General features: G+C 64.7%; 14 protein-coding genes. 10 read left to right on the forward strand and 4 right to left on the reverse strand.

The features are described from left to right. Positions 1-60 precede the first annotated feature (60 nt). From O3297_RS03485 to O3297_RS03500, 4 genes are all read left to right on the forward strand, one after another. Positions 61-1560: an NYN domain-containing protein gene (locus O3297_RS03485; protein WP_305047768.1), complete on the forward strand. Its 1500-nt coding sequence runs from the start codon at positions 61-63 to the stop codon at positions 1558-1560. A gap of 134 nt (positions 1561-1694) precedes the next feature. Next, the gene (locus tag O3297_RS03490; protein ID WP_305047769.1) at positions 1695-2312 is read left to right on the forward strand and encodes a hemolysin III family protein; all 618 of its coding nucleotides are present in this window, start codon (positions 1695-1697) and stop codon (positions 2310-2312) included. 91 nt (positions 2313-2403) lie between these two features. Beyond that, positions 2404-3285 (forward strand): LysR family transcriptional regulator, encoded by an 882-nt coding sequence (locus tag O3297_RS03495; RefSeq protein ID WP_305047770.1) that lies wholly within the window; start codon positions 2404-2406, stop codon positions 3283-3285. Between the two features lie 23 nt (positions 3286-3308). Continuing rightward, on the forward strand, positions 3309-3542 hold the full coding sequence (locus O3297_RS03500; RefSeq protein ID WP_211547432.1) for a hypothetical protein: 234 nt from the start codon (positions 3309-3311) through the stop codon (positions 3540-3542). Here O3297_RS03500 and O3297_RS03505 read toward each other — a convergent pair. Next, positions 3532-6411, reverse strand: a complete 2880-nt coding sequence (locus tag O3297_RS03505) for an EAL domain-containing protein (protein WP_099393222.1) — start codon at positions 6409-6411, stop codon at positions 3532-3534. The two genes, O3297_RS03500 and O3297_RS03505, sit on opposite strands and share 11 nt — an antisense overlap. A 154-nt stretch (positions 6412-6565) precedes the next feature. After that, on the reverse strand, positions 6566-7342 hold the full coding sequence (locus O3297_RS03510) for a transferase spermidine synthase (RefSeq protein WP_034782842.1): 777 nt from the start codon (positions 7340-7342) through the stop codon (positions 6566-6568). 165 nt (positions 7343-7507) lie between these two features. On the opposite strand from O3297_RS03510, the gene O3297_RS03515 reads away from it, so the two are divergent. Together O3297_RS03515 and O3297_RS03520 are read left to right on the forward strand one after the other, a co-directional pair. Beyond that, positions 7508-7783 carry a hypothetical protein gene (locus O3297_RS03515; RefSeq protein ID WP_034782903.1) on the forward strand — a complete coding sequence of 92 codons (276 nt, stop codon included), beginning with the start codon at positions 7508-7510 and terminating at the stop codon, positions 7781-7783. A gap of 37 nt (positions 7784-7820) precedes the next feature. Further along, positions 7821-8972, forward strand: a complete 1152-nt coding sequence (locus tag O3297_RS03520; RefSeq protein ID WP_034782841.1) for a diguanylate cyclase — start codon at positions 7821-7823, stop codon at positions 8970-8972. Positions 8973-8988: 16 nt separating this feature from the next. On the opposite strand, the gene O3297_RS03525 is transcribed toward O3297_RS03520, so the two are convergent. Then, positions 8989-9318: a hypothetical protein gene (locus tag O3297_RS03525; protein ID WP_034782839.1), complete on the reverse strand. Its 330-nt coding sequence runs from the start codon at positions 9316-9318 to the stop codon at positions 8989-8991. 295 nt (positions 9319-9613) lie between these two features. Between O3297_RS03525 and O3297_RS03530 the strand changes: the two genes are divergently transcribed. The 4 genes from O3297_RS03530 (at position 9614) to fdhD (ending at position 13996) form a co-directional block, all read left to right on the forward strand. Continuing rightward, complete coding sequence (locus tag O3297_RS03530; RefSeq protein ID WP_070259032.1) at positions 9614-10696, forward strand: calcium:proton antiporter; 1083 nt, start codon at positions 9614-9616, stop codon at positions 10694-10696. Between the two features lie 163 nt (positions 10697-10859). Next, positions 10860-12317, forward strand: a complete 1458-nt coding sequence (locus tag O3297_RS03535; protein ID WP_305049596.1) for a Ppx/GppA phosphatase family protein — start codon at positions 10860-10862, stop codon at positions 12315-12317. A 93-nt stretch (positions 12318-12410) separates the two neighbouring features. Then, on the forward strand, positions 12411-13100 hold the full coding sequence (locus O3297_RS03540; protein WP_305047771.1) for a hypothetical protein: 690 nt from the start codon (positions 12411-12413) through the stop codon (positions 13098-13100). Between the two features lie 68 nt (positions 13101-13168). Next, positions 13169-13996, forward strand: a complete 828-nt coding sequence (gene fdhD / locus O3297_RS03545; RefSeq protein WP_081345828.1) for a formate dehydrogenase accessory sulfurtransferase FdhD — start codon at positions 13169-13171, stop codon at positions 13994-13996. Here fdhD and O3297_RS03550 read toward each other — a convergent pair. Then, a complete protein-coding gene (locus O3297_RS03550) occupies positions 13993-16299 on the reverse strand; it encodes an FdhF/YdeP family oxidoreductase (protein ID WP_305047772.1) in 2307 nt (768 codons plus the stop codon). The genes fdhD and O3297_RS03550 overlap by 4 nt on opposite strands. Positions 16300-16389 lie beyond the last annotated feature (90 nt).

Raw genomic sequence — 16389 nt, forward strand, 5'->3', positions numbered from 1 at the left:
GGCGAAAAGGGAGGCGTTGCGCTTCCCGTCCGCCCTTATCATCAGCGAGAATTCACCCTTATGGCGTCATCCCCAGAAAACCTCAGCATGGCCGTGTTTTGCGACTTCGAGAACGTCGCGCTTGGCGTGCGAGATGCAAATTACGAAAAATTCGATATCAAGCCCATCCTCGAACGCTTGCTGCTGAAGGGCAGCATCGTTGTCAAGAAGGCATATTGCGACTGGGACCGTTATAAAAGTTTTAAGGGCACCATGCATGAGGCGAACTTCGAACTGATCGAAATCCCCCATGTGCGCCAGTCCGGCAAGAATTCGGCCGACATCCGCCTGGTGGTCGATGCGCTGGACCTGTGCTACACCAAGGCCCACGTCAACACCTTCGTCATCATCAGCGGCGACTCCGACTTTTCGCCGCTCGTGTCGAAACTGCGCGAAAACGCCAAGCAGGTGATCGGCGTGGGCGTCAAGCAGTCTACCTCCGACCTGCTGGTGGCCAACTGCGACGAGTTCATTTTCTACGATGACCTGGTGCGCGAGAGCCGCCGCACGGCCGCCAAGCGCGACGCGCGCGAAAGCCCGGCTGCTGCCGCCAAGCGTTCGCCGGACGAGGAAGTGCGCCGCAAGGAAAAGTACGAGTCGCGCAAGACGGAAGCGATCGAGATGGCTGTCGAAACCTTCGATGCGCTGGTGTCCGAACGGGGCGACAGCGGCAAGATCTGGGCCTCGATGCTGAAGGAAGCGATCAAGCGCCGCAAGCCCGATTTCAGCGAGTCGTATTACGGTTTCCGTACCTTCGGCAACCTGCTGGAAGAAGCGCAGACGCGCGGCTTGCTGGAATTTGGCCGCGATGAAAAATCGGGCGCCTATGTCTACCGCAGCAGCGGCCTGGTGGCCGTGCCCGCTGCCGTGAACGGGGAAGCCACCGGCGAGGCCATCGTCGCCGGCGAGACGGGCGTGACGGCGGAAGAGGGCAATCAGCGCGAAGGCGGCAGCCGCCGCGATTCGCGCCGCAATGGCCGTGGCGGCCGCAAGCAGAACGAACAACGCCGCGGCGAGTCCGCGCCACAGGCTTTCGTGCCGGTGGCCGACGCGGAAACAGTCGTCGTCGAGCAGTATGCGCCGGCGCCGCAGCCGGAGGTGCAGCACGAAGTGGCCGAAGCCGCCGCCGAAACGGTGGCCGAGGTGGCGGCAGAAGAAGGCAACGCCAAGCGCGGTTCGCGCCGCAATGGCCGCGGTGGCCGCAAGAATGGCGATGGCGGGCGTGAAGCGCGTGCCGAAGTTGTCGCCGTCGAGGTGGCGCCGGTGGTGGAAACCATGCCGGAGCCTGTACCTGAGCCGGTAGTGGAAGCGAAGCCGAAGGCCAAGCCGCGCACGCCGGCCCGCAAGGTGGCAGCGGCGAAGAAACCGGCCAAGAAGGCGGCTGACGTCGTGGTGGAAGCCGCACCTGTCGTTGAAGCGGCGCCGGTGGAAGTGGCCGTTGTGGCCGAAGACAAGCCAGCCAAGGCGCCGCGCAAGACGCCCGCGCGCCGTCCTGCACGCAAGAAGGCGGAAGAAGCTTGATTGACACCCCCCAAGCAGGTACTGGGGTCGGACCCTCAGGGTCCGACCCCGGCCTTTCTATTGGGGTGAAGTTGCGTCACCTGGTCCCCAAGCGTGTACGATGAGCCTGTCTTTAACGCGGCAGGCGGTGATGCATGTATTACGGTGAACGCTTCAACAGCATTTCCCATACGGTGGGCGCCGCGCTGGCGGCCATCGGCGGCGTCATCCTGATCGTCGTGGCGGCCCGCACGGGCGATGCCTGGAAAATCGTCAGCTGCAGCGTGTATGCTGCCATGCTGCTCACGCTCTACCTCACTTCCACCCTGTACCACAGCGTGCGCGGCAAGGCCAAGGCCGTGCTGCAGCGGCTCGACCACTGCGCCATCTACCTGCTCATCGCGGGGACCTACACGCCATTCATGCTGGTGACCCTGCGCGGGCCCTGGGGCTGGTCGCTGTTCGGCGTCGTGTGGGGCCTGGCCCTGCTTGGCATCGTGCAGGAATATGTGTACGCGAAAGGCGCGCGCATCCTGTCGCTGGTGATTTACGTGGCCATGGGCTGGCTGATCGTCATCGGCATCAAGCCGCTGCTGGCGGCGCTCGAGTGGAACGGCTTCCTGTGGCTGGTGGCGGGGGGCCTGTGTTATACGGGCGGCATCGTTTTCTATGCCACCGACCACAAGCTGCGCCATGGCCACGGCATCTGGCACCTGTTCGTGCTGGCCGGCAGTATCTGCCATTTTATCGCCATTTTGTTCTACGTTGCCTGACGTTGTCGCTGGTCCTCACTGTTGCCATGATTCCATTATAATGGCGCGATATGTGAAAATAGCGCAACAATGCGGCAATAATAAGGCAACAATGGATATCAATTCGGACGACCTGAAAATCTTCGTCACCGTGATCGACAGCGGCACCCTGAGCGCGGCCGCCGTGCACCTGGGACAAACCACCTCGGGCGTCAGCCGCGCCCTGTCGCGCCTGGAAGACAAGCTGGCCACCTCGCTGCTGACGCGCACCACGCGGCGCATGGAGCTGACGGAAGAGGGGCAGCTGTTCCTGGACAAGGCGCACGCCATCCTCGCGTCGATGGAAGACGTGGAAGAGTCGATCCGCATCCGCCGCCAGAAGCCGGCCGGGCGCCTGTCCGTCGATGCCGCCTCGCCCTTCATGCTCCATTGCGTGGTGCCCCACGTGGCGGAATTTCGCGCCATGTACCCGGACATCCGCCTGGAACTGACCAGCAACGACCAGATCGCCGACCTGCTCGAGCACCGCACCGATATCGCCATCCGCATCGGCGCCCTGGTCGATTCGACCCTGCATGCGCGCCCCCTCAGTGCCAGTCCGCTGCACGTGCTGGCCACGCCCGCCTACCTGGCGCGCCACGGCACCCCGGCCACGCCGGAAGCGCTGTCCGGCCATGCGCTGTTGGGCTTTGCGCAATATGAACTGGGCAATAGCTGGCCGCTGCGCCACGAAGCGGGCAACAGCCTGCAGATCGTGCCCGCACTGGCCGCGTCCAGCGGCGAAACCCTGCGCCAGCTGGCGCTGCATGACCAGGGCATCGTCTGCCTGTCCGACTTCATGACGAAGGACGACATCGCGGCCGGCCGCCTGGTGCAGGTGCTGCAGCCGTTCTATACGGGCTACCGCCAGCAGATCCACGCCGTGTATTACCGCAATACGCAACTGGCGCAGCGCATCAGCTGCTTCCTCGAGTTCCTGCAACAGAAGCTGTAAGCCCGGGCATGAAGGCGAAGAGCATGGAGTGCCCCACCTGCGGCGAATATGGCGACCTGCTACACGCAACGGTCAAGAAGACGGGGCAGGCGGTGATCGTTTGCACGGAGTGCGACTTGCTGTGGATGCATCCGCAACAGGACATCGATCCGGCCCGTGCGCTCGACGTGGCGTCGTTTCTCGAGCAAGCGGGCATTGAGCCTGATTGGCAGGAACTGCAATTAGGTGCCAGGGTGCCGCCGCCGGCTACAGCATGACGTGCGTTTCTTCCGCCCGCAGCAGCGCTTCCACTTCGTGCGCGGGCAGCGGCCGGCTGAAGTAAAAACCTTGCGCCTCGTCGCAGCCATGGCGGCGCAGGTAATCGAGCTGCTCGGCCGTTTCCACTCCCTCGGCCACCACGCGCAGTTTTAAATTGTGCGCCAGGGCGATGATGGAAACGACGATGGCCGCGTCGTCCGCGTCGCGCGCCACGTCGCCGACGAAGCTGCGGTCGATCTTCAGCACGTCGATGGGGAAGGTGCGCAGGTAGGCGAAGCTGGAATAGCCGGTGCCGAAGTCGTCAATCGACAGCTTCACCCCCAGCGCCTTCATGTCGTGCAGCTGGCTGACGGCCAGCGCCACGTCGTGCATGAACAGGCTTTCCGTCAGTTCCAGCTCCAGGCAGGCGGGCGGCAAGCCCGTTTCCAGCAGCACGTCGGCGATCGACGCCACCAGGTTCGGCTCGTTGAACTGGCGCGCCGACAGATTCACGGCCAGGCGCAAGGTGTCCAGTCCCGCCGCATGCCAGCGTTTTACCTGCGCGCACGCTTCGCGCATGACCCAGGCGCCGATCGGCACGATCAGGCCCGTGTCTTCCGCCAGCGCGATGAAGCGCTGCGGCGCCACCATGCCCAGGTCGGGGTGCTGCCAGCGCAGTAGCGCTTCCACGCCGACGATGCGGCCGCTGGCCAGGTCCACCTGCGGCTGGTAATGCAGCACGAACTGCTCGCGTTCCAGGGCGTTGCGCAGCGCCGTCTCGATGCGCAGGCGCTCTAGGGTGGCCTGGTTCATGGCTGTCGTGTAGAACTTGATGTTGTTGCGGCCCTGTTTCTTGGCGCAATACATGGCGATGTCGGCCTGCTCGATCAGGTTCTGCGTCTCGCCATTCAGGGTCACGTCGCCGGGGGCGTCGTAGCGCGACATGTCATAGACGGCCACGCCGATGCTGCAGGTGACGAAGAATTCCTTGCCATCCAGCAGTACCGGCTGCGCCACGGCATCCATCACGCGCTGCACGATGGCGCCGCTGAGCACTTCGTCCGCCTGTTCGCACAGGATGGCGACGAATTCGTCGCCCGACAGGCGCGCCACCGTATCGCTTTCGCGCAGGCTGGCCTGCAATCGCGTGGCGATGGTTTTCAGCAGCAGGTCGCCAGCCTTGTGGCCCAGGCTGTCGTTGACGAACTTGAACCGGTCGAGGTCAATTAACAGCACCCACAATGCGCGGTTCTTGCGGCGCGACAGGGCCATCGCCTGCGCCAGGCGGTCGCGCAGCAGGGCGCGGTTGGGCAAGCCTGTCAGCACGTCGTGGTGGGCGATGTGCTGGATTTGCTGCTCGGCCAGCTTGCGTTCCGTGATTTCCGAACCCGTGCCCCGGTAGCCGCGAAATTCGCCCAGCTCGTTGAACAGCGGTTCGCCATTGATGCTGAACCAGCGCAGCTGGCCATCGCGGTCCTGCATCGCATATTCGAGGTTGGAAAAGGGCAGGTGCGCTTCCAGGTTGGCGATATGCTGCTTGCCCCAGCGCGAATTGCGCATCTCTGCATTGTTGTCCCAGCGGGTCAGGCCGATGAAACGTTCCAGCGGCATGTTCGACTTGTCCGTGAAACCGCTGGTGATGTGGGTAAAGCAGAAGTTGGCATCCTGTTCCCAGTACCAGTCCGAGGACAGGGCCAGCAGGCGGCGGAAGCGCTTTTCGCTCTCCTGCAAGGCGCGCTCCGTGCGCTGGCGCGCCCGCACGTCGGCGCTGAGCAGCTCATTGCTGCGTTTGAGGTCGGCCGTGCGCTGCTCCACCAGCAGTTGCACGCGGCGTGAACGCTGCGTCAGCGACTGCACGAAGGCGGCCGTCAATACGCTGAACAGCAAACCCGTGATCAGGGTAAACAGGGAGCCCAGATGGTCGGCCAGGAAGGGGCGGGGATGGGCCACCACGCGCACGTGCCAGGGCCGGCCGGCGGAAGCGAAGGCCCGGTCATAATGGCTGTGGTAGGCAAAGTGCAGCCAGCGGGGCAGCGATTCCCACGCGCCGCCCGGTTCGTCGGCCGGCGCCTGGCCATGCCGGAAGATCAATTGGCGCGGGTCGGCGCCGGCATCGGCGTAGACGCTCAGTTCAAGCTGCGAGTCGCCCAGCAGGTCTGCGCCGGCGAGGATTTTCTGCACCAGTTCCCCGGCGCGCACGATGACCGCCGTATCGCCGATCAATGCCGCGCGCCGCTGCTGTACCGTCTGCAGGGGCACGCCGTGGCGGTACACGGGGCGCACGATGACGAAGCCCTGCTGGGGGCCCTGCGCCAGGGCCAGCAGGCCGGTGGCGGTGGTCTGGCCGCTGACGATCGCCTGTTCCAGCGCGCGCGCCAGCACGCCGTTCGGGCTGACGTTCAGGCCGAAGGCGGGGCGGTTGCCCTGCAACGGTTCGAGGTAGTCCACCACCAGGTAGCTGGCGCGCGTCGTGGCGGGCACGACGACGCCATCGCGCATTTCCGTCATGGCGTAGTCGGGCACGATGCGCCGCAGCTCGGCCTCGAATGCCGCGCGCTGGGCATGCGGCACGATGCGGTGGAAATTGAAGGCCTGGATGAACGGGTGGCGCTGCAGCAGCGGCGTGGTGAAGTCGTGGAACTGTTCCCGTGTGACGGGCACGACGGCGGAAAACAGCTGGTTCGTCGTGGTCAGCACCTCGACGGCATCGTCGAGTCCCTGCTCGATGGCGGCCACCCTGGCGCTGGCGCGCTGCTGCAGGCTCAGGCTCATCTTGTCGTATTCAAGCTGGCTGATGGCGGCGAACAGCACGGCCGTCACGCTGACGCCGCAGGCAAAGGTCAGCGCGGCCGCGGCAGAAATCGACAATGGCAGGCGGCCACGCAGCATGGTTTTTCCTATCTCACTTCATGGATACATGGGTTCGGCGGCGCCTGCCGGCCCCACGCAGGCCGTAGTTTGTCATAAACCACATCCATCATGCTGATTTTGCACCAAATCACTGCTAATAAGCAACAATATCTATGGCCGGGAAGGATGACTTTCAGTCGCTGCCCGCGCCTGACTGGCGGCGCACACGCCACAACTGCCAGGCCGGCAGCCAGCGGTTCAGGAAAGCCAGGCCGGCCATCCGCCGCCAGCGCACCAGGCGCACCACGCGCACGGCGCGGCCGCCGGCGCCTTGGCCTTGCTCCGGCTTGGCGGCGAAGATGATGCGGTTATTGCCCGCGATGCCGTCGAAGTGGCACACGGCACCGCGGAAGGTGAGCATCAGGCGCGCCAGCATGGCAGGGTAGTGCTCGTCATAACTGAACAGATTGGCCACCAGCACGCCGCCGGGCAGCAGCGCGCGCAGGCAGTCCGCATAGAAGCGCGCGCTGCCCAGTGCCGGCGGCAAGCCCGTTTCGTCATAGCCGTCGAGCAGCAGCACGTCGGCGCAGCCCGGATGCTGGCGGATATAGCTGACGGCATCCGTCTCGATGATGCGCAGGCGCGCGTCGTCGGGCGGCAGCATGAACTGCTCGCGCAGGGCGATCACGTCGGCGCGCAATTCCAGCACGGTGATGCGGGTGTCGGGCAGGTGGCGGTGGCAGAATTTCAGCAGCGAGCCGCCGCCCAGTCCCACCATCAGGATATGCCGCGGGCGCGGCACGAACAGGGTAAAGCACATCATGGCGCGCGCATAGCGCAGCAGCAGATGGTCGGGGCGCGACAGCAGCATTTCGCTCTGGATCATGCCGGGCTGGAATTCCAGGCGGCGCCGGTCGCCACAGGTATGCACCTGCGGGGCAAGTGGGGTGGTGCTTCTGTTTTCCGGCATGGGACGACTTCGCTGAGTGGACTGGGGGAGATGCTTTGTTGCATTCAGAGAAATCTGATAAGCTCCCGTGAGCATACCCGATTAATCCGCGCCGAGCATGCGTATATGTAGATGTATACGGCGCGCGGCGGCACGGCCGCGCAGTCGGGCACCATGGAGACAAGCATGTTTTTGGATCACCCCATTATTACGGCGACGAACAGTTTTACGGAGCCTGACCGCATCGAGCGGCTGACGCGCGTGTATGGCTACGCGGCGGCGCTGGCCGACCAGGCCGACAATGTCGGCTTCATTGAAAAAGTGGCGCAGATCCACGATCACAAGGGCACCCTCATCGTGTTCTGGCACGAGGCACCCAGCGACGTGGAAAAGCAGTATTTCGTGCAGGCGTGGGCCAGCAAGGTCGGCGACGGCAGCACCAATGTCGAGCACGAAATCTGACCTGGCGCGCCGCGCCTGCGCATCGATAGCGTAGCCCATGGATATCAAGACCCTGGTACTGGCCCTGGCGCTCGGCAACCTGAGCCTGTGCGCGGCCCTGTTCTTCTTCGAGTACGAGCGCAAGAAGTCGCTCAGCATGTCCACCTGGGCGGTGGCCAAGCAATGCCAGGCCGTGGCCTGGTGCCTGCTGTACTTCCGCGGCGTGCTGCCCGATTTCCTCTCCATCTTGCTGGGTAACAGCCTGCTGTTTGCCGGCATGGCGCTCGATGCGGGCGCGCTGTGGCAGGCGGCCGGGCGCAGCGGCTGGCGCCGTTATGTCTTGCCGGCGCTGGGGTTGTCGGTGACCCTGTTTGCCGCCTGTTATCTGTTCGACGTGGCGCCGCTGCTGCGCAGCGCCGGCGGTTCGCTGATCGTGGCCGGTTTCTTCCTCGCCGGCGTGGCCGCCCTGTGCCTCAAGTGGCGCGAGGCGAGCATGCTGCGCCGTTTCCTCGTCGTCAGCATGGGCTTGCTGTCGCTGTTGATCGCCGCGCGCGGAGTGCTGGCCGCCGCCGTCCCCGATTTTGACGCGGAGCTGCTGCAGCTGGCTGGTTTTGGCGCCCTGTACCTGATGATGCTGACGAATGCTTTCGGCTATCTGCTGCTGTCGCGTGAAAAACTGGGCGGCGAGCTGGCGCGCCTGGAAGTGCTCGATGCGGCCACGGGCGTGCCGAACCGGCGCGGCTTTTACCAGGCGCTGGCGCCATGGATGGCACTGGCGCGCCGGCCTGGCTTGCCGACGGCGCTGGTGGTGCTCAATATCGACCACTTTAAAAGAGTCAACGACAGCTATGGCCATCCGGTGGGCGATGCGGTGCTGAAAACCATCGTCGACACGTGCCGCCAGCAGTTGCGCGACAGCGACCTGATGGGCCGCCTGGGCGGCGCCGAATTCGCCATCCAGCTGCCGCGCACGACCCTGGCCGATGCGCTGATGGTGGCCGAGCGCATTCGCGCCGCCGTCGAAGTGCTGCCCGTCAAGACGGAGCGCGCCGTGCTGCAGCTGACGGCCAGCCTGGGCGTGACGACCATCCGCGCCGAGGACAGCACCGTCAGCCTGTTCAAGCGCGCCGATGAAGCGCTGCAGGCGGCCAAGCAGGCGGGCCGCAACAGGGTAGTGGAAGCGCAGGGTGCCAGCACCCTGGACATTTAATTCAGCCCAAGCCCGCCTACTTCTTGCGCGAGCCCAGCCAGCTGGGTTCCTTGCCGCATTCCTTGGGCAGGAACAGGGCATCGAGGCCGGGATCGCAGCGATGGTCAGGCGCCTTCATCGGCTCGACGGTCAGCCATTCGCTCTTGGGCAGGATCTTTTCTTCGCGTGGTTCCACGGGGGGCGCGGGCGGCAGGCTGTCTTGCCACCTTGGCTCTGCGGCAGGCACGGGCGCGGTGGCCCAGTTCGCGTCGACCTGCGCTGGCGGTGTGTCCGCGTGTGCGGCGGCGCTCAGCAAACTGCCGGCGAGGATGAATGCACGCATGGCGGCGCTGTGTACGGAAATCATGGTCTGTCCTTGGTCGGTGCCGCGAGGGCGGGCCCTGCATTATGACGCCAGCCGGAAGCAAAAACACAAGAAAATTGCAACGGCATGTTACCAAAGGGACTATAGTTACTGGTAGCAAGCAGGTGCATCACAGCAAGGCGCTCGAACGATGAGCAAGGCGCGGGGCGCCGCTACCCGAACGTGTGCATTCCCTAACTTTCATTTAAGCTAAGCAAGTTATGCTATCGAGCGCACGCCAGGCTGCCCTGTGCCGTCCGCACCGCAGTTCCTCTTTCTTACTCTTGCCAGGCCCATAATGAAAATGCTCAAATCCCTGCCTGTATGGCCGCTTGCCGCCCCCGTTGCCGGCTGGCTGTTCCTGTTCGGTTCCACCTTCAATGTCGGCGGCGCCTACCAGATACTGCTGGTGGCTGGCCTGATCGGCAGCGTGCTGGCCGCCGTGTACCACGCGGAAGTGGTGGCGCACCGCATCGGCGAACCGTACGGCACGCTGGTGCTGGCGCTGGCCGTGACCCTGATCGAGGTGGCGCTGATCGTCTCGCTGATGCTGGCCGGCGGACCGGAAACGACAGGGCTGGCGCGCGACACCGTGTTTGCCGCCATCATGATCATCCTGAACGGCATCGTCGGCATCTGCCTGCTGCTGGGCGCCGGGCGCCACAAGGAGCAGACCTTCGGCCTGCTGGGCGTGAGCGCCTCGCTGGCCACTCTGGCGGCGATTGCCGTTTTGACCCTGGTGCTGCCGAACTACACCTCGAGCGCCGCCGGTCCCTTCTACAATTCCAGCCAGTTGATCTTCATCGCCGTCATTTCCCTGGTCCTGTACGGCACCTTCGTGCTGGTGCAGACGGTGCGACACCGCGATTACTTCCTGCCCAAGGAAGCCGTTGGCGATGAAGAGGTGCATGCGGCGCCGCCCACGGCCACCGTCGCCTGGGTCAGCGCCGGCGCGCTGCTGGTGTGCCTGGGCGCCGTGGTGCTGCTGGCCAAGTCGCTGGCGCCCGCGCTGGAGACGGCGATCGCCGCCATGGGCGCGCCGAAAACCCTGGTCGGCATCGTCATCGCCGCCATCGTGCTGCTGCCCGAAGGCCTGGCCGCCGTGCGCGCCGCGCGCGCGAATCGCCTGCAAACGAGCTTGAACCTGGCGCTCGGTTCCGCGCTGGCCAGCATCGGCCTGACGATTCCCGCCGTGGTGGTGGTGTCGCTGGCCACGGGCCTGACGATTACCCTGGGACTCGATATCAAGTCGACGGTGCTGTTGCTGCTGTCGCTGATGGTGGCCACCCTGTCGCTGGGCACGGGCCGCACCACGGTCATGCAGGGCACGGTGCACCTGGTGATTTTCGCTGTTTACCTGTTTACCACCATCGTGCCGTAAGCTGCCGCACCGCTGCCGTTTTGTCACAATCCTGTCACGCCGCTGTCATACGATGAGGGTAGTGTGGTAGGATTTTTAAATCGTTTAAATGATTTATATAGTTTAGTAACTGATTTTGCCAACTTTTTCAGTTGGCACAGTAATGACAAGACAAGAGGCCAGTATGTATGCAGCGGTGGACCTGGGGTCCAACAGTTTTCGTTTACACGTCGGCAAGCATGATGGCGACACGATCCGCGTGGTCAAGAGCGTGCGCGACCCGATACGCCTGGCCGCTGGCCTGGACGCCAATGGCGACCTGACCGAAGCGGCCATGCAGGGCGCCCTGGCTTGCCTGCAGCGCTTTCGCGCCATCCTCGCCGGCTTCGAACTCGATGCCGTGCGCGTGGTGGCCACGTCGGCCATGCGCGTGGCGCGCAACGGCGCCGTCTTCCTGCCGCTGGCCGAACAAGCCATCGGCTATCCGATCGAGATCATCTCGGGCGAGGAAGAGGGGCGCTTGATCTACATGGGCGTGGCCAATGCGCTGGCCATTCCCGGCGAGCGCCGGCTGGTGATGGATATTGGCGGCGGCTCGACCGAACTGATACTGGGGCGCGGCAACGATATCGAACGGGTCGAGTCGTTCAGCCTGGGTACGGTCAAGCAAAGCCTGTCGTTCTTCATCGGCGGGCGCATCGACGCGCCGTCGTTCGAGGCGGCCATCCTGTCGGCGCGCAGCCATTTCGAGGATGCCGCGCCGCCGTACCGTCCGCAGCACTGGAAGACGGCCTACGGCTCTTCCGGCACCATCCGCACCATCGCCGACATCATCGCCCGCAACAAGCTGGGTGACGGCTTGCTAACGAGCGCCAGCCTCGATGCGCTGGCGCGCCGTTTCATTGAACTCGGCCACACCAGCCGCATCGACATGCCCGGCTTGCGCCCCGACCGCGCCAGCACCATCGTCGGCGGCCTGGCCATCTTGATCGGCCTGTTCCGCGAACTGGCCATTCCCGGCATGACGCCGATCGAGGCGGGCTTGCGCATGGGCGTGATGTGGGATTTGTACCTGCGCTCGACCAAGCGCGACCGCCGCGAACAGTCGGTGCAGGGCTGCATGGAGAAATTCCATATCGACCAGCAGCGCGCCGGCAGGGTGGCCGAGCAGGCGCTGGCCATGTATGCGCAGCTCAAGCCCACGTCCGACGCCCTGGTGAAATCCCTGCGCTGGAGCAGCCTGCTGCACGAAGTGGGCCTGGCCGTATCGCAGACGGGCTATCACAAGCATGCATCCTACATCGTGGAAAACGCCGACTTGCCCGGCTTTACCACGCGCGAACAGAAGACCATGAGCCGGCTGATCCTGGCGCAGAAGGGCAACTTGCGCAAGATCGGCGAAGTGCTGTCCGACCCCGATTTCGCCAAGGCCGTGCTGGCGCTGCGCCTGTCGATCTTGCTCATGCATGCGCGCATCGAAGCCGATTTCAGCGAACTGCGCCTGCGCATGAAGAACCGCATCGAACTCGACATCAAGCGCGGCTGGGTCGCGCACCATCCCACCGTGTCGTTCTGGATCGAGAAGGAGCAGGAATTCTGGGATGAGGTCGGGGTCGATTTCACCATCCGCGCCAGTGCCTAGAAGGTCATGCCGTGCGCATGACTTGATGTGCAGCAAGCAAGATTTTAAAAAACAGTATATATTGTTTATATTAATTACTAGATTGGAAAATCCATGACCAAAACCGTCCCAGCGAAAAAAGCCGACAGCGCGCCCGTATCGATGTTCCCTACCAGCGCCTCGATCAATGCGGCTGCGGCCAAGGCGGCACCGGCCGCCAAGCCCGCCGCTAAACCAGCTGCTAAACCAGCTGCGAAAGCAGCCGTCAAGCCAGTGGCAAAAGCCGCCGTCAAGCCGGCGGCAGCCAAGCCTGCGGCGGTCAAGCCAGCCGTGGCCAAGGCGCCAGCCGCCAAACCGGCAGCGAAGGCCGCCGTTGCCAAGCCTGCGGCCAAAGCCGCCGTCAAACCGGCAGCCAAGCCAGCCGTGAAAGCTGTCGCCAAGCCGGCGGCCAAACCTGCGGTGAAAACCGTCGCCAAGCCGGCCGCGAAAGCCGCCGTTAAACCGGTAGCCAAGCCGGCCGCCAAGCCTGCGCCAGCGAAAAAAGCGCCGGTCGCCAAGGTCGCCGCCGTCAAGGAAAAAGCCCGCAAGCCGAAACTGGTGCGCGACAGCTTCACCATGCCGGAAGCGGAATACGAAGTCCTGGGCCAGGTGAAGAAAGCCTGCCTGAAGGCCGGTTTCGAGATCAAGAAAAGCGAATTGCTGCGCATCGGCGTGGCGCTGATCAGCCAGATCGACCTGGCCACCCTGCAAAACGTGCTGGCCGGCTTGCCGCAGCTGAAAACGGGCCGTCCGAAGAAGGATTGATGGCGCGGGCAGGGGCCGCCCCCTGTCTGCCCGTTCTGGTTTACCATGGGGCCTGTGCTAGTTCCCCCATGGTTGCCATGTCAGAAGATACAGAGATCGAACGCGCCGGCTTTGTCGAGCGCGCCATTGTCCGCCACCAGGCGGGCATTTCTACCCCAGCCATCGACCACGTCGCCGAGGAAATTCCCGTCGCGCTGGTCTTCAATGGCATTTCCCATGTCGTCATGATGGCCACCCCGCGCGACCTGGAAGCATTTGCCTACGGCTTCGCGCTGACGGAGGGCGTGGTGGCTTCCGCTGGCGCCATCTTCGACTGCGAAGTGTTCCTGCGTCCTGATTCCGCCGAAGTGGCTTTGAGCATCGCCCAGGAAGATTTCGTGCGCCTGAAGGACCGGCGCCGCCAACTCACGGGCCGCACGGGCTGCGGCGTGTGCGGCATCGACAGCATCGACATGCTCGATTTGCGGCCCGCAGCGCTGCCGCCGGCGCTGATCCACGTCGACCTGCCGGCCGCGCTGGCGCGCGCATCGAGCGGCTTGCGAGAACACCAGGCGCTGATGCGGGAAACGGGCGGCGTGCACGCGGCCGCGTGGTGCACGCCCGATGGCGATATCGCGCACGTATTCGAGGATGTCGGCCGCCACAATGGCCTGGATAAACTGATCGGCCATTTGGCACTGAGCGGGGCGGACATGCGGCGCGGCTTCGTCTTCCTGTCCAGCCGCGGCAGCTACGAGCTGGCGCGCAAGGCGGCGCGCATGCAGATACCGTTGCTGGCGACGATCTCCGCGCCCAGTTCGCTGGCCATTTCCATCGCCACGCAGGCGGGCATGAAGCTGGTGGGTTTCTGCCGCCAGGATGCGTACGTCGACTACACGCCCGGTATCAGTATTTAGGCAGCACTGCGCTGCAGCAGCACGGGGACGGACTTCGACGTGGGCGTGCCGGCGCCGTCGGCCGTGCTGGCCAGCGGCACCAGCGCGTTCGTCTCCGGGTAATACGCGCCCAGGCAGCCGCGCGGGATGTCGTAGGCCACGAGCCGGAAGCCATCGGCGCGGCGCGCCACGCCATCGTCCCAGGCGCCGATCAAGTCCACCAGGTCGCCATCGGCAAAGCCCAGCATGGCGATATCTTCCGCGTTGGCGAAGACGACCTTGCGCGTGCCGTACACGCCCCGGTAGCGGTCATCCATGCCGTAGATGGTGGTGTTGTACTGGTCGTGCGAGCGCGTGCTCATCAACACCATCAGGCGCGCGCCATGGCGCTGTTTCGCGCGGTGCAGTGGCGTATCGAGGTCCAGCGGGGCGACGAGGAAGCTGGCCTTGCCGCTGGCCGTCTTCCACACGCGCTCGCGCGACGCCACCGTCAGGTGAAAGCCGCCCGGCTGCGCCACCCTGGCGTTGTAGTCGTAAAAGTCGTCGAATACCTTCTCGATATCGTCGCGGATGCGCGCATAGTCTGCCGCATACGCGCGCCAGTCCACCAGACTGCTCCCCACGGTCGCTTCGGCCATGCCGGCCACGATCGCCACTTCCGAGCGCAGCTGCGGCGAAGCGGGCGCATTGCGGCCGTACGAGATATGCACCATGCTCATCGAGTCTTCCACCGTCACGCCCTGCGCCACGCCGTGCTGCAGGTCGATCTCCGTGCGCCCCAGGGTGGGCAGCAGCAGCGCTTCCTTGCCGATGACCAGGTGGCTGCGATTGAGCTTGGTAGCCACCTGCACCGTCAGCGCGCACTGGCGCAGGGCGGCAAAAGTGAGCGGCGTGTCCGGCGTGGCGGCGGCGAAATTGCCGCCCAGCGCGATGAACACCTTTACCTCGCCGCGCTGCATGGCTTCGATGCTGGCCACCACGTCGTGGCCATGCGCGCGCGGCGGCTCGAATCCATATACCTGGCCCAGGCGGTCGAGGAAGGCGTTTGTCGGCTTTTCCTCGATACCCACCGTGCGGTCGCCCTGTACGTTCGAGTGGCCGCGCACGGGGCACAGTCCGGCGCCCGGCTTGCCGATCTGGCCGCGCAGCATCATCAGGTTCGACAGCATGCGGATGGCCGCCACGCTGTGCTTGTGCTGCGTCAGTCCCATGCCCCAGGTGGCGATGATGCGCTGGCCCTTGACGAAGATGTCTGTCAATGCCTCGATCTGCGCGCGCGCCACGCCCGATTCTTTCAGCAGCAAGTCCCAGCTTTCGGCCCGCAGGTCGGCGCGGAAGGCGTCGAAGCCGCTGCAGTGTTCCGCGATGAAAGCGTGATCGACGACGGCGGGCCTGCCTGCCGCCAGCGCCGCATCGTCATGCTCGACGACGCGCTTGGCGACGGCCTTGATCAGGGCGAAGTCTCCGCCCAGGGTCGGCTGGACGAACAGGCCGGCCAGGCGCGTGCTGCCCAGGGTCGCCATTTCCAGCGCGCTTTGCGGATCCATGAAGCGCTGCAAGCCCCGTTCGCGCAGGGGATTGATGGAAACGATGCTGCCGCCGCGGCGCGCGCAGTCGCGCAGTTCGCCCAGCATGCGCGGGTGGTTGGTGGCGGGATTCTGGCCGAAGATGAGGATGGTGTCGGCCAGTTCGAAATCGGCCAGGGTCACCGTGCCCTTGCCGATGCCCACCGTGGCCGGCAAGCCGCGGCTGGTGGCCTCGTGGCACATGTTGGAGCAGTCGGGGAAGTTGTTGGTGCCGTACAGGCGCGCCATCAGCTGGTACAGGAAGGCCGCCTCGTTGCTGGCGCGCCCCGACGTATAGAACGCGGCCTGGTCCGGATCGGGCAGGGCGTGCAGGTGGCGCCCCACGAGGGCATACGCGTCTTCCCAGGCGATCGGCACATAGCGGTCGCTGGCGGCGTCGTACACCATCGGTTCGGTCAGGCGTCCGTGCTGCTCGAGCGCGTAGTCCGACTGTTGCAGCAGCTGCGTGACGGTATGGCTGGCAAACAGTTCCGGGCCGGCACGCCGGCTGGTCGCTTCGGCGGCGACGGCCTTGGCGCCGTTTTCGCAAAAGGCAAACGTGGAAGCGTGGTCGCGGTCGGGCCAGGCGCAGCCGGGGCAATCGAAACCGTCCGGCTGGTTTTGCGCCAGCAGCGCTTTCAGATTGCCGGGCGCGACCCGCTCCTGGCGCAGGCTGATGGCCACGTGTTTCAAGGCATCCCAGCCGGCTGCCGGCTTGGTGTAGGGCGTGATGTGTGGTGGGTCCTGGTCTTTCATCATGTCTTTCGGCTGGGCGAGTGTGGTAATTATGCACGATCCCCGAATGACATTGACTTGCGTCATGGAAATGACATTCGGCTGTCATTTTCC

Source organism: Janthinobacterium sp. SUN128 (genome assembly GCF_030587275.1).
Lineage (GTDB): Bacteria > Pseudomonadota > Gammaproteobacteria > Burkholderiales > Burkholderiaceae_D > Janthinobacterium > Janthinobacterium lividum.